This is a genomic window from Mycobacterium sp. TH-M116 (assembly GCF_057473685.1).
In genome coordinates this window covers 13,636-27,286 of record NZ_JBYCLC010000214.1, presented here as the reverse complement: position 1 = coordinate 27,286, position 13,651 = coordinate 13,636, and the positions used below count along the sequence as shown (strand labels likewise).

Here is a 13,651-nt window from a genome sequence, read left to right as displayed (position 1 = left end):
CCCGGCTTCTTGTCGACGACAACTTTTCCCGTGGGATCCATCGGGTACTCGGTCCGGGCCGCTGAGGCAGCCCGCGGGCTCTCCGCCACCAACCGGTATCCGTGGTCGTCGCGGAGCCTGTCGGCAACCGCGGTGACCAGTTCTCGTTCGAGCTCTCCGGCGTCGATGCTCGTGGGGACGGTCACCGTCATCTTGGTCACCGGGACAACGCTACTCCCGTCGGGGACAGCGGGGGCAACGTCGCCGCTGCTCGCGATTGCCTTGGCGCAGAACCGCAGATGCGCGGCCCGCGGCCCAGATCGCCGGCCCAGATGGGTAGCGCTTCACGGTTGTCCGTGTCAGGGTCTCGCAGGTGTGTTCGCGCGGCTCAGGTGTTCGATGAACCAGTCCCGGGCCAGCCCGGCGACCTGCTCGAGTGTGCCGGGTTCGTCGAAGAGGTGGGTCGCGCCGGGAACGACGGACAGCTCGCAGACGCCCGGGATCATGTCCCGGGCCTGCCGATTCAGTTCCAGCACCTGGTCATCACGCCCGCCGACGATCAGCAGTGTCGGGCTGCGCACGGAGGTCAGCCAGTGGCCCGTCAGGTCCGGTCGCCCACCGCGGGACACCACCGCCGCCACGTTCACCCGGGGATCGGCGGCGGCGACCAGGGCCGCGCCCGCTCCGGTGCTGGCGCCGAAGTAGCCGACCGGCAGCGACGCGGTGTCGGGCTGGCCGGCCAGCCAGCCGGTCACGTCGACCAGGCGTTGCGCCAGCAGCCCGATGTCGAAGACGTTCGCGCGGTTGCGTTCTTCCTCGGGGGTGAGCAGGTCGAACAGCAGGGTCGCAAGCCCTGCCGCAGTCAAGACCTCGGCCACGTAGCGGTTCCGCGGGCTGTGGCGGCTGCTGCCGCTGCCGTGGGCGAACACCACGATGCCGACCGGATGCCGCGGGATCGTGAGTCGGCCGGCCACCGACACCGGGCCCGCGCTCACCCGGACCTCCTCGTCGCGTAGCGGGAGATCGTCTACAGCAGCGACCGCGCGCTCGGCGAAGCCCTCCCGGGCTCGATCGAGCAGTGCGACCACCTCGTCGTCGGACGTCTGGGTGAAGTTGCGGTAGCCCTGGCCGACGGCGGAGAAGGACCCCGGCGTGTACAGGCAGACCACATCGTCGGCGTGTCCGGAGAACCTGGTGAAGATGTCGCGTCCGCCGATCGGCACCGCCAGCACGACCCGGCGCGCGCCCTGGGCGCGCGCCACCAGACAGGCCGCCTTGGCCGTCGCGCCCGTCGCGACGCCGTCGTCGACGATCACCGCGATCCGCCCGGCCATCGGCACCCGGGCGTGGCCGCGCCGGAACCGTTCCGAGCGGCGCTCCAGTTCGGCGCGTTGCCTGGCCTCGACGGCGGCCATCTCGTCCCCGGCGAGGTCGGCTTCGCCCGCCACGGCGTCGTTGATCACCCGTACCCCGCCCTCGCCGATGGCGCCGAAGGCCAATTCCGGTTGATGCGGCACTCCCAGTTTGCGCACCACCAGCACGTCCAAGGGCGCGTTGAGCGCCTTGGCGACCTCGAAGGCAACCGGCACCCCGCCGCGCGGCAGCCCCAGCACCACGATGTCCTGTCCGCGCAACGGTTCCAGGCGCTCGGCCAGACGCCTTCCGGCATCGACGCGATCGTCGAACAGCCGCATACCACCACGCAATGCTCCCCGTCGTCCGCCCACAAGGCGTTCGCCATCGCCGTTCGACTCGTTCATGTATCGAGTGTGTCGCGGAGTTTCGGCGCGCCGAAGGGCCCTTGGGCCCCACTTACGGGTGGCCACGCCGTCGGCGCAGCGGCCCGCGCCAGCCCGGTGGCCCGCAGCTGCGCGAGCCCGGTGGCCCGCAGCTGCGCGAGCGCCATCTGCGTGATGCGCGGGGCCACATACAGTTGGCCGGGCACGCGAACGGGCCGATACGGCGCCTCGTGGACTGGAATTGGCCGTGGCGCTCGGTGGCCACGATGTCGTCCGGCGTGCCTGAAACCGTTGCAGTGCAAGCAGATTGGGCCGGAGTGTGGCTGATCGCGGATCCGTCGCTGCGCGACGCTGCCGAGGAGGTGACGCCCGAGGTGTTGGCCCGAAGACGCGATGGCGATGTCGCCGTCGTCTCGGTGCACCGGGGATCCAATTGGGGTTACGCGCTGGCGCCGAGCGAAATCGAGTTCGCGCACCGGCTGATCGACGCCGGCATCGACATCGTGCACGGACACTCCTCGCACCATCCTCGGCCTGAGCCACCTCAGGTGCCTGTGTCAGGACAGCCGATTACGCGCTGCTGCACGCCAATCATGTTGTCCAAGAAGGCATCACGGTCTTGGAACCCAGTGGCGCCGCGACCTGGGACAGTCGGACCACCTAACGTCGGGCCGTCGATGCCAGTGGTCACGATCACCTCGTGGGCACAGGGCAACGCAAGAAGCCTTGACAACTCCCGGGATGCAAGGACGCTTGACAGTGTGAAGGTGCGGCGTAGCGCGTGCCAGCACGGTGTCACCGAGCAGGACATCGCCCACGGCTTCCGCAACGCAGTCAAATTCATACCGTATGAGTACGACGGCGAGGAACGATTACTGGTCATCGGACCGGCACGCAATGGAGCGATGCTGGAGCTGGCGGCCGTTCCCGCCGACGATCCCGACCGCATCATCCATGCCGATGCTCTCAGGCCGTCGTTCCACCACTACTTGGAAATGAGGTGAGCACCATGCCCGTCACCCACGACCACACCGGACTTGACCGCGTGGACCCCGCAACCCACCCAGCCCGGGACGCCACGGCGTTTCGCCGCATTGCCGCCGCAACCGAGGCCGTGCACAACGCCGAAACCGAGCTGATCGATGCGGTGACCGAGGCCCGGCGGCGCGGCGACTCGTGGACCGCTATCGCCGTGGCACTCGGCACGACACGCCAGGCCGCCCAGCAGCGGTTCGGAGAGCTGACGGGCTGACGGGTCCGCTGCCCCGGCTACCGATGAAATCCCTTCAACCCGCGAACCCACCAAGAGATGGGGGTAGATAGCCGACGTGTCAGCAAGGTGCCATATCTGCGCCGTTTCTGGCCGAAGCCGTCGTAAAAGGGCAGGTAAAAGCTTCGTTGACATGCGCATGGCATGCGCATGTGGTAGTTTGTGGCCATGGCAGTTGCGATTCAGATCAAAGATGTCCCCGAAGAAGTTCGCGACGCGCTGGCGGCCCGAGCCGAGGCGCGCGGTCAGTCCACCCAGACGTACCTGCGATCACTGTTGGACCGGGAGTACCAGGCGGGGCGCAACCGGCAACTCTTGGAGGCGTTGGCTGGTCATCGCAGCCTCGCCATGACAGCCGAGGAAGTGGCGACCGTGATCCGCGCCGACCGCGACGGGTGAGTTTCCTGCTGTGATCGTGGTGGACGCAGGCGTGCTGGTGTTGGCGCTCACGAGCAGCGCTGCCCAAGGTGACGCGGCACGCGCAGCCCTGAACGGCGACGACGGCTGGCTCGCGCCGGCCCACATGCCTGGCGAAGTGCTACGTACCCTGCACAAAGCCGTATCGCGTGAGCAATTGGAACCCCAGGACGCCGAGGCTGCCGCCGACGCCGTCACCGCACTCGCCATCGAATACGTGCTTCCGGACACACTGCTCCTGCGCACCGTCTGGGCCTGGCGGCACAACATCTCGATCTACGACGGCCTGTATGTCGCTGTCGCCGCCGAACGCTCCGCCGCCGTGATCACCGTCGACAGCCGCTTGGCAAGTGCCGCTGATCAGCTTGGTATACCTGTCGCGATCACTTTGCTCTAGGTGCGCCGGAGATGCGCGGGTACACCACTCACGAGGGGGTAGATTCCCGATTTGCGACAAAGGCCTGCTCGGTCTGCCGTTCAGGTCCACAGTGCCGCGATCGGGGCGGCGGTGATTCGGTCTGCGAGTTCGTACACGTGGGGTCCGGTGTGCAGTATGACTCCGGTGAGAAAGCGTTCGCCGTATTCGTCGCGAAGCCACGTGAGGTGCCGGGCGTCGGCCCGGGTCGGGGCGCCGGTCTTGACCTCGATGCCGATAATCCGGTGACCGCCAAGTTCGGCGATGATTTCGATCTCGCGTCGTCCCTGTTCCTGGCGGAGGTGATACAAGCGCGGACGAGTTTGGCAGGCGGGTAGCTCCGCGCGCAGTTGCGTCAACACAAAGGTCTCCAGGACTCGACCCAGCAAATCGCCCTCGGCAAGTACGGCCGCGGTGTCCACACCAACCGCACCGGCGAGCAGCGCGACATCGGTGAGGTGGCGCTTGGGTCCCCGGACGAGCCGTTTGAGTCGGTTGGTCGTCCACGCCGGTAAGGCGTGCAGGACGAGGAGGTCCCGCAGGAGCTGCTCGTAGGCGGCAGCAGTCCGTTTGTCGACACCGGCCGCGTGCGCGAGCGTCGTTTGTTCCACGAATCCCGCGGTGTTGAAGGCTACCGCTTCAAAGTAGCGGCGCAGCCGGTCGGGATCACGACCATGCTGCAAGTCCGGGGCATCGCGGGTGATGAGTTGCTCGACGTAACTCTCCAGCCAGCGGGCCCTGCTGCGCGCGGGCCGCAGCAGCAACGGCTCGGGAAATCCGCCTGCCAGAGCGAGGTCGAGGTAGCCGGCCAGATCCGGCGGGCCTTGTGGACTGGGTGGAAGGCCCCCAGCGGCCAGTACATCCAGAAAAGCGGGCTTGCCAGGCCGGCCTTGCGACTCGGCCACCGTCAAGCCGTACATCGGCAACGTCAGTACACGTCCGGTCCCCGGCCACGTCTCGGCGGACAGCATCGCCCGAACCGAACCGGTGATCACGAACCGGCCAGGGCGCGGATCCCGATCGACAGAGCGTTTCACCGCGCCAAGCACCTCGGGAACGGCTTGCCACTCGTCGAGCAGAACCGGTTCAGACTGCCTCGCCAGAACCGAGTCCGGATCCGCACGGTACGCCTCGGCGTCCGACTTCCGGTCCAAGCGCACAACGCTGCGGGCATGGCGGGCCGCCGTGGTGGTCTTACCTGTCGCTCTCGGGCCGGTGATCAGCACGGCGGGAAAGTCCGCCATGTACTGCTCCAGAAGACCGTCGACCAACCTCGCCTGATACATGTTCGATCCCCGCTATGGATGTAGCGCTACCACAGCCCTCAATGCACCCACGCCACAAGTGAAAATGTACTAATCCCACAGCGATGAGCGATCCGTTCCCATTCGGTAGCCAGCCAAATCGGATCGTTGGCACCATAGCGGGTAACCAACAGTCGACGGGTTCCTGATCTCCGCAGCTGAGCCTGGCATCGATGCCGACCGGTTTGCTGTCCGGCCGATGAATCTTCACTGCCTGTGAAGTCGAGGAGGCGTGGGTTGGCGCGGGCCGCTGCCGGGCTGACCGACAGCACGATCCGCAACGACACCATCTTGAGCTGATCCGCGCCTGGTTCGGTCGACCGCCGGGCCGGCTGGCTGCACACCCCCAATCGACACTCCCAGACGGAGCGGACAACCCACTGCCGTCGATCCCCGCCGCAGCGGCCTTCCGTAGCTGGCTGCCCAGCCAAACCGACGACAATCCGGCACCCCACTCGTGCACCGTCGTGGGCAGCTACAGCCCATGACGGCGGTTCTGTTCGTCGCCACGATCGGGTGCATCGTGGCCAACGCATTCATCGCTGTCGCCGATTACGTCAACGCCCCGTTCGTGTTGAAAAACTGCGCCGAGGTGCACGTTCCCGTCGGGAGTCTGCCCTACCTGGCGACGTTGAAACTGGCCGGAGCGGCAGCACTCGTCGTCGGACTGACCATGGCGCCCCGGCTCGGCGCAGCTGCCGGTATTGGTCTGATCCTGTTCTTCACCGGTGCCCTCGTCGCCCACATCCGAGCCCGCGTCTTCTGCAACATCGCATTCCCGGGTCTGTACCTGCTCCTCGCAGTAGCGTCAGCCGCCTACATGATTCATATCGCGGTCGGATCGTGACTCACATTCACTGCAACGACATTCACTGCAACGACATTCACTGCAACTACCGCCGCGCGCATGGCGCATCCGCCGGCCGACCGCAGATGTCGTCGAGTACCGCCTCCTGGGGGCGATGATCGGCTCAGCGCAACTCGGCGATCACCTTCGAGAAGTTGTCGATGTGGTTGTCCTGCACGGTGAATGACGTGATCCCGTACGTGTCGCGGTAGCCGCGCAACGTGTCGGCCATCTCGCGCGGCGTCCCGCTGAGCACCGAGGGCATGCGCAGCAGTTCGTCATCGGGGAGCTCCGAGGCGTACCTGCGGGTCATCGTCAAGTCGGGCACGCGGGAACCGTCGGTCGGCACGGCGGTGATGGCCAGATTGAGCTCCAGCGAGGCGAACCGGTCACCGGCAGCGCTGCGCACGAAGTCGACACGCTCGGCCAGCGGGTCGTCGACGTCTCGGACCCGGGAACCGGTCAGGCCGATGACGGTGGCGTGCCGGGCGGCCAGGGTCAGCACCCGGTCGCCGTTGCCGGCGATCAGGATCGGCATCGTGGGGTGGTGCTCCTTGAGGTACGTCGTCATGTGCTCGAGGTAGTCGACCCGGGCGCCGGCGCTCGGGTACGGCAGCTCGGCCGCCTCGAACTCCTCGCGGACGTAGCCGGTGCCCAGCCCGACCTCGAGGCGGCCGTCGCTGAGCACGTCGAGGGCCTGAAGGTCCCTGCTGAGCAGGGCCGGCTTGTAGAAGGCGGCATTGAGCACATACATGCTCATCCGCATCCGTGTGGTGACCATCGCGGCCGCGGTCAGCGTCGGGAACGGTGCGGCTGCGCCGATGTGGTCGGGTACGCACAGCACGTCGAAGCCGGAATCCTCGGCGCGCCTGACCTTCTCCTGCAACCTCTCGCGGGATTTGAAGAAGCGCATGCTCATCCCGAAGCGAAAATCCTTGGTCACCAACAACCTCCGTTTAACAGTAGGAAACACTCACCAACGGTTGACCGCGTCCACCAACCCTCGCACCAGGCCGGCGGTGACCGGCGGCAATCCGTCGTCGCCGGGCGGTGGCCTGCGCGGTCCGAGGCCCCGGACGCGCACGGACAACTCCAGCTGGGCCCCGCCGTCACGCACGCGGTTGACGGGGTTGTCCGGATGCAGGCCGCGCAGTGCGCGCGGGATCTTGTCGAGTTCCGTGACAACCTGATATCCGCTCAGCCGGACGTGCTGGGCCAGGTGGGTGGCCAGTGCACGGTTGCGGCCACCGGCCAGCAGCTGCGTACTGCGCCCGATGCGGCCGTAGCCGTGCAGCGAGACCGCGACGTCGACGTGGTCCACGAACTCGGCGAGCCGCGCCGACTCGGTGGGGTCGAACAAGGCCGAGGGCAGGTGGTGCGGGTAACGGTCGGGATGGCGCAGCACGTACAGCGATGCCCCGGCGGCGTCTGCGGCGCGTTCGGCGATGGCGTCGGTCATCTTCTCGAGGCCCCCGTGAATCGCGAGAAAGCCGAAGCGCGAGCGCATTCGGCTGACCTCCACCATCCCGGGCTCGCTCAGCAGCTCCGAAAGCGACTGTGGCGCAGGCCCGGTGGCCGGTACCTCGCGCTTCCAGTGCGCGGGATCCCACCGGTGCAGAAACGAGATCCAGCGCTGGGGCAGGCCGTGGTGGACGGCTCCGTCGATGATGCGTGGCAGGTAGCCCGGCCGCGGTGGGCCGGGGATCACCCGGTGGTCGATGTACACCCAGGCCGGCGTGCGGCTCCCGTCGGTGGCCACGGTCAGCCGCTCGCGCCGGTAACGTGCGGGCACGCCCTCGGCCGCGTCGAGGGCGGCCAGGTCGCTGTCGGAGATCTGCCAGAGCACCCCGTGCACCTGGCTGCCGGCAAGAGGCTCGATGGTGGCAACGCCGCGCTGGTTGATGAGCCAGTCGTGATCGGCGAGCACGGCTGGCCGCGGATCGGCCGCATCGGGACAGCGCAGCGCCATCTGACTGACGCACAGGTTCGATCCGTATGCGAAGTAAGGATGCCGGCGGGCCGGCATCTAGCCGGCCACCGTCAACCAGATCAGGACCACGTTGAGCAGACTAACCATCACCGCGACCGCCCACCCGATAACGGTGGTGACGGCATGGTTGGTGTCGGCGCCCATCAGCCGGCGGTCGCTGGTGAGCCTGATCAGGGGAAGCACCGCGAACGGTATCCCGAACGACAGCACGACCTGCGAGAGCACCAGCGCGCGGGTGGGGTCGAACCCGAACGCCAGGATCGCCAGGGCGGGGCACACCGTGACCAGGCGGCGCACCACCATCGGCACGGACCGGTGCAGCAGCCCCTGCATGATCATGGCGCCGGCGTAGGCGCCCACCGATGACGACGCGAGTCCCGAGGCAAGCAGGCCGATGGCGAACAGCATCGCGATGGCCGGCCCCAAAGTGTCGTGGATGGCGCCGTAGGCGCCGTCGATGGACACGCTGATGTCGCGGTGTTCCAGGTTGATCGCGGCGACCAGCAGCATCGCCGCGTTCACCGTCCCGGCAACCGCCATCGCCAGCACCACGTCGAGGCGGGTGACACGCAGCAGCATGTCCCGGCGCGGGCCCTGGTCGGGATGCCCGTGCCGGTCGAGGGCCAGACCGGAGTGCAGGTACACCGCGTGCGGCATCACCGTCGCGCCCAGGATCGCGGCGGCCAGCAACACGCTCTCGTTGCCCCGGAAGCGCGGCAGCAGCCCGCCGATGACGGCGCCGGGCGGCGGCGTCTTGACGAAGAAGCTCGCCGCGAAGCCGATCGCGATCACGAGCAGCAAACCGGTGATCACGCGCTCGAAGACGATCTGGCCGCGGCGGTCCTGGACCGCCAGCAACAGCAGGGACACGACGCCGGTGACGATCCCGCCGATGAGCAGCGGCAGGCCGAACAGGATGCGCAAGGCGATGGCACCGCCGATGACTTCGGCTACGTCGGTCGCGATCGCGACGATCTCGGCCTGGATCCAGTAGGCCAGCCGCGCCGGACGGCTCATCCGCCCGCCGATCGCGGCAGGCAGCGAACGGCCGGTCACCAGCCCGAGCTTGGCCGACAGGTACTGGACAAGGCCCGCCAGCAAGTTGGCCGTCACGATGACCCAGAGCAGCAGGTAGCCGAACTGCGCGCCGGCGCTGACGTTGGCGGCGACGTTGCCGGGGTCCACGTAGGCGATGGCGGCGACGAACGCGGGCCCGAGCAGATACCAACTCGTCTTGAGCCCGGACCGGGTGCCCTGCGCCAATCTGTCGACCTCGATTCAATTGCCCGAACAAAAAAGTAAGGGTATCCGAATTCGCCGACGTGCGGTCCCGCCCGGGCCCGGCGTGCGGGTTTTGGCGTCACCCGGGGATCACCCGGTGATCACCCGGGGATGTAGAGCCCGCGGCCGGTGATCAGCGGCAAATCCAGTGTGGTCCGGATACCGGCCGGCGCGGCAACCACTGCGGGAATCGCGTTGACGACCCGCATCGCGGTGGCGACCAGCCCGGCGTGGTTGTGGTCGCCGAGGCGGCTGCCCAGGCAGACGTCCATAGCGTAGGACGGTTCGCCGGTGATCTCGATGCGGTAGGAGCCGCCCGGCTGTGCGGGCTGAGGCCAGTCGGGGCACAGGTCCTCTCGCAGCCGGGTCACATGCTCGAGCACGACGACGGGATCGCCGTCGACCATCCCGAACACCTCGAAGCGCAACGCCGCCGCGGTCCCCTTGGCGATATGGCCCGAGGCGATGTCGAAGTCCTCGGGTGCCGGTTCGCGGACGTAGACTTCGGCGACCTCGTCGAGCGTCACCCCCAGGCCCGCCGCCAGCTGCCGCACGACCGAACCCCACGCCATGCTCAGCACACCGGTCTGCAGCAGCATCGGAATCTCGTCGAGCGGCTTGCCGAAGCCCATCACGTCGAACATGACGGTGCGGCTGTCGTAGGTGGCGTAGTCGACGATCTCCATGCAGCGGATCTGCTGAATGTTCTGGCAGGTGCCCGCCAGGGCCAGCGGCAGCAGGTCGTTGGCGAAGCCGGGGTCGATCCCGTTGACGAACAGGCTCGAATTGCCTTCCTGCGCCGCAGCTTCCAGTGGTGCGATCAGATCCTCGGGGATCACCTGCCACGGATACTGCAGAAAGACCGGACCACTGCCGACCACGTTGACGCCCGCCGCCAGGATGCGCCGATAGTCGTCGAGGGCCTCGGGCAGGCGGTGGTCGGCCAGCGCGGTGTAGACGGCGCACCGCGGTCCGGTGGCCAGCACGGCGTCCAGATCGGTGCTGGCCAGCACGCCGGTCGCCTCCGTCAGGCCGGCAAGCTGTGCCGCATCCTTGCCGGACTTGGCCTCCGAGGACACCCAGACGCCGGTGAGCTCGAACTGCGGATTGGTGATCAGCGCCTTCAGCGCGTGGACGCCGACGTTGCCGGTGCCGAGTTGGACGACGGGTATTGGCATGGCTGCTCCTCTAGAGGTCGGGTTTCACAGGTCGGGCACGGGTATGTCGAGATTGGGGTAGGTGAGACCGCCGTCGACCTCCAGCGTCTTGCCGGTGAGGAAGCTACCGGCGGGCGACGCCAAATAGACTGCGGCGGCGGCAATGTCGGCCGTGTCGCCCAGGCGGCGCATCGGCGTCGCCTTCTCCATCGGCGCGCGCAGCTCGTCGTTGGAGGCCACCACGTCCAGCGCGGAGGTCAGGATCGAGCCCGGCGCGATGGCGTTGACCCGGATGCGCGGGCACAGATCCAGGGCGGACAGCCGCGTGTAGTGGGACAGGGCGGCCTTGGCGGTGCCGTAGGCAGCGAACCCCCGCCCGGCCAGGCGGCCCATGGTGGAGGTGATGTTGATGATGCTGCCGCCGCCGGAGTGTTCGAGCATCAGCGGCGCCGCCGCGACGGTCAGCGCGTGCGCGGTGGCGACGTTGAAGGTGAATGCGTCCTTGAGGTCCTTGGTCGAGGTGGTCAGCAGCGTGTTGGGCATGGTCCCGCCGACGTTGTTGACCGCGATGTCCAGGCGGCCGAACGCCTCGACGGCCTGAGCGGCCAGGTGCGCGGTCGCTTCCGGGTGGGCCAGGTCGGCGGCGACGGTGTGCGCGCGGCGACCGGTGGCGCGGACCTGTTCGGCGACGGAGTCTAGTTGGGACTGGGTGCGCGACGCGATGAGGACGTCGGCGCCGGCTTCGGCGAAAGCCGCGGCGATGGCGGCACCGATGCCGCGGCCGGCACCGGTGATGACGGCGACTTTGTCGTCGAGGCGGAACCTGTCGAGGATCATTGCGGCCTTTCTTCGTTGAGTCGTGGGCCGAACGGTAGCAAGCTCCGCCGTCCCGGCGAAGGTCTTTTCTGGAACAGGTTCTAGTTTTGCACATGGGCGCGCGGATGTGACGTGCGCCATAGCGGTAACGTCGGCGTCTGAGTTGCCTGGGCGGAGTCCGTGCTCGGCAGCAACCGACGTTTGCGCGCCGTTAACCTTGGTCCTGTTAGCTTCGGGGCTGCAAGGAAGACGGCTGGTCGGCGGGTCGCGGCTGTGCGCGGAGGCGATCACCTCCCATCCCTACCTGTGAGGATGTGAATGAAACTCAACCGATTTGGCGCCACGCTGGGTGTCCTGACCGCCGGGGTGCTGGTCGTGTCGGGATGCGGCAGCGACAACAACTCCAAGGCGGGCCACGCGGCGGCGGACCAGTCGCCGGCGAACATCAGCTGCGGCGGAAAGAGGTCGCTGAAGGCGAGTGGTTCGACGGCCCAAGCCAACGCCATGACCCGCTTCGTCAATGCGTTCGAGCAGGCCTGCCCCGGCCAGACCCTGAATTACACGCCCAACGGCTCGGGCGCCGGCATAGCCGAATTCACCGGTGAACAAACAGATTTCGGCGGCTCAGACTCACCGTTGACCGCGCGGGAGCACACCAAGGCGCAGCAGCGCTGCGGCTCGCCGGCGTGGGGTCTGCCGGTGGTGTTCGGCCCGATCGCGATCACCTACAACGTCAAGGGTCTCGCTTCGCTGAACCTCGACGGCCCCACCGCGGCGAAGATCTTCAACGGCGCCATCACCACCTGGAACGCCCCGGCCATCCAGAAGCTGAACGCGGGCGCCACCCTGCCCGCGGAGCCGATCCACGTGGTGTTCCGCAACGACCAGTCGGGGACCACCGACAACTTCCAGCAATACCTCGATGCGGCCTCCGACGGCGCGTGGGGCAAGGGCGGCGGCAAGACGTTCAACGGCGGCGCCGGCGAGGGCGCCAAGGGCAACGACGGCACGTCGGCGGCGATCAAGGCCACCGAGGGTTCGATCACCTACAACGAATGGGCGTTCGCTCAGGCCCAGAAGCTGAACATGGCCAGGATCATCACGTCGGCCGGTCCGGACCCGGTGGCGATCAGTGCCGACTCGGTGGGTAAGACGATCTCCGCGGCCACCATCGAGGGGCAGGGCAACGACATGGTGCTCGACACGCTGTCGTTCTACAAGCCGACGCAGGCCGGCTCCTACCCGATCGTCCTGGCGACCTACGAGATCGTCTGTTCGAAATACCCCGACCCGCAGGTCGGCACGGCCGTGAAGGCATTCCTGCAAAGCACCATCGGCGCAGGGCAGAATGGGCTGGCCAACAACGGATACATCCCCATTCCCGACGCGTTCAAATCCAGGCTGTCGACGTCGGTGAACGCCATCAGCTGACCCCGGGACGTCATGACGCCAACAACGGTATCCACCCCGCCGAGCAGTCGCTCCGCTGCGCTGGCGGCGGCCGACACCCGCGCGGGTCGGCGCGGCGACCAGCTGTTCAAGTCGGTCGCCGTGGCGGCCGGCGCGACGATCGTGATCGCGATCGCGATGATCGCGATCTTCTTGTTGATCCGTGCCGTCCCGTCGCTGCGCGCCAACCACGCGAACTTCTTCACCAGCGCCGACTTCAACACCACCAACCCCGACCAGCTGGCGTTCGGCATCCGCGAGCTGTTCATGGTCACCGTGCTGAGCTCGTTCACCGCGCTGGTGTCGGCCGTGCCGATCGCGATCGGGATCGCGGTGTTCCTCACCCAGTACGCGCCGGCACGGCTGTCCCGCCCGTTCGGCGCGATGGTGGACTTACTGGCCGCGGTGCCCTCGATCGTCTTCGGGCTGTGGGGGATTTTCGTGCTGGCGCCCCAGCTCGAGCCGGTCGCGAAATTCCTCAACCGCAACCTCGGGTGGTTCTTTCTGTTCAAGCACGGCAACGTCTCGCTGGCCGGCGGCGGCACCATCTTCACCGCCGGCATCGTGCTCTCGGTGATGATCCTGCCGATCATCACCTCGGTGTCGCGCGAGGCGTTCCGCCAGACGCCCGACATCCAGAAGGAAGCCGCTCAGGCGCTCGGCGCCACGAAGTGGGAGGTGGTGCGGATGACTGTGCTGCCCTTCGGACGCAGCGGCGTCATCGCGGCGTCGATGCTGGGCCTGGGCCGGGCTCTGGGGGAGACCGTGGCGGTGCTGATCATCCTGCGTTCGGCCGCTCAACCGGGTCAGTGGTCGTTGTTCGACGGTGGCTACACCTTCGCGTCCAAGATAGCGTCGGCGGCGGCCGAGTTCAGCCAGCCGCTGCCCACCGGCGCCTACATCGCGGCGGGTTTCGCCCTGTTCGTCCTGACGTTCGCGGTCAACGGCCTCGCCCGTGCGATCGCCGGCGGAAAGGTCAACGGATGA

At 67.6% G+C, this 13,651-nt stretch carries 14 protein-coding genes and 1 pseudogene; 7 read left to right on the top strand and 8 right to left on the bottom strand.

The window, feature by feature from the left end:
- Positions 1–200 (bottom strand): hypothetical protein (locus tag AC2VOK_RS11205; RefSeq protein ID WP_428900528.1); only part of this gene is annotated, 200 nt, incomplete at its 3' end.
- A gap of 138 nt (positions 201–338) precedes the next feature.
- A complete protein-coding gene (locus tag AC2VOK_RS11200; RefSeq protein WP_428900533.1) occupies positions 339–1,673 on the bottom strand; it encodes a phosphoribosyltransferase family protein in 1,335 nt (444 codons plus the stop codon).
- Positions 1,674–1,846: 173 nt separating this feature from the next.
- Here AC2VOK_RS11200 and AC2VOK_RS11195 point away from each other — a divergent pair.
- The 4 genes and pseudogenes from AC2VOK_RS11195 to AC2VOK_RS11180 form a co-directional block, all read left to right on the top strand.
- Positions 1,847–2,254 (top strand): annotated as a pseudogene (locus AC2VOK_RS11195) (CapA family protein); the annotation flags it as partial.
- 473 nt (positions 2,255–2,727) lie between these two features.
- Positions 2,728–2,970 carry a hypothetical protein gene (locus AC2VOK_RS11190; RefSeq protein ID WP_428900527.1) on the top strand — a complete coding sequence of 81 codons (243 nt, stop codon included), beginning with the start codon at positions 2,728–2,730 and terminating at the stop codon, positions 2,968–2,970.
- Positions 2,971–3,156: 186 nt separating this feature from the next.
- A complete protein-coding gene (locus AC2VOK_RS11185) occupies positions 3,157–3,387 on the top strand; it encodes a FitA-like ribbon-helix-helix domain-containing protein (RefSeq protein ID WP_428900526.1) in 231 nt (76 codons plus the stop codon).
- Positions 3,388–3,397: 10 nt separating this feature from the next.
- Positions 3,398–3,802: a type II toxin-antitoxin system VapC family toxin gene (locus tag AC2VOK_RS11180; protein WP_428900525.1), complete on the top strand. Its 405-nt coding sequence runs from the start codon at positions 3,398–3,400 to the stop codon at positions 3,800–3,802.
- 80 nt (positions 3,803–3,882) lie between these two features.
- Here AC2VOK_RS11180 and AC2VOK_RS11175 read toward each other — a convergent pair whose 3' ends face one another.
- A complete protein-coding gene (locus AC2VOK_RS11175; RefSeq protein WP_428900524.1) occupies positions 3,883–5,106 on the bottom strand; it encodes an ATP-binding protein in 1,224 nt (407 codons plus the stop codon).
- A gap of 502 nt (positions 5,107–5,608) precedes the next feature.
- On the opposite strand from AC2VOK_RS11175, the gene AC2VOK_RS11170 reads away from it, so the two are divergent.
- Positions 5,609–5,971: a DoxX family protein gene (locus tag AC2VOK_RS11170; RefSeq protein ID WP_428900523.1), complete on the top strand. Its 363-nt coding sequence runs from the start codon at positions 5,609–5,611 to the stop codon at positions 5,969–5,971.
- Between the two features lie 124 nt (positions 5,972–6,095).
- On the opposite strand, the gene AC2VOK_RS11165 is transcribed toward AC2VOK_RS11170, so the two are convergent.
- The 5 genes from AC2VOK_RS11165 to AC2VOK_RS11145 form a co-directional block, all read right to left on the bottom strand.
- The gene (locus tag AC2VOK_RS11165; protein ID WP_428900522.1) at positions 6,096–6,920 is read right to left on the bottom strand and encodes an LLM class F420-dependent oxidoreductase; all 825 of its coding nucleotides are present in this window, start codon (positions 6,918–6,920) and stop codon (positions 6,096–6,098) included.
- A gap of 24 nt (positions 6,921–6,944) precedes the next feature.
- Positions 6,945–7,997, bottom strand: coding sequence for a poly-gamma-glutamate hydrolase family protein (locus AC2VOK_RS11160; protein WP_428900521.1), 1,053 nt, complete (start codon positions 7,995–7,997; stop codon positions 6,945–6,947).
- A complete protein-coding gene (locus tag AC2VOK_RS11155; RefSeq protein ID WP_428900532.1) occupies positions 7,998–9,239 on the bottom strand; it encodes an Nramp family divalent metal transporter in 1,242 nt (413 codons plus the stop codon).
- 104 nt (positions 9,240–9,343) lie between these two features.
- A complete protein-coding gene (locus tag AC2VOK_RS11150) occupies positions 9,344–10,420 on the bottom strand; it encodes an NAD(P)H-dependent amine dehydrogenase family protein (protein WP_428900520.1) in 1,077 nt (358 codons plus the stop codon).
- 24 nt (positions 10,421–10,444) lie between these two features.
- Complete coding sequence (locus AC2VOK_RS11145) at positions 10,445–11,236, bottom strand: SDR family oxidoreductase (RefSeq protein WP_428900519.1); 792 nt, start codon at positions 11,234–11,236, stop codon at positions 10,445–10,447.
- A gap of 297 nt (positions 11,237–11,533) precedes the next feature.
- On the opposite strand from AC2VOK_RS11145, the gene pstS reads away from it, so the two are divergent.
- Positions 11,534–12,646, top strand: a complete 1,113-nt coding sequence (pstS, locus tag AC2VOK_RS11140) for a phosphate ABC transporter substrate-binding protein PstS (RefSeq protein ID WP_428900518.1) — start codon at positions 11,534–11,536, stop codon at positions 12,644–12,646.
- A gap of 12 nt (positions 12,647–12,658) precedes the next feature.
- On the top strand, positions 12,659–13,651 hold the full coding sequence (pstC, locus tag AC2VOK_RS11135; RefSeq protein WP_428900517.1) for a phosphate ABC transporter permease subunit PstC: 993 nt from the start codon (positions 12,659–12,661) through the stop codon (positions 13,649–13,651).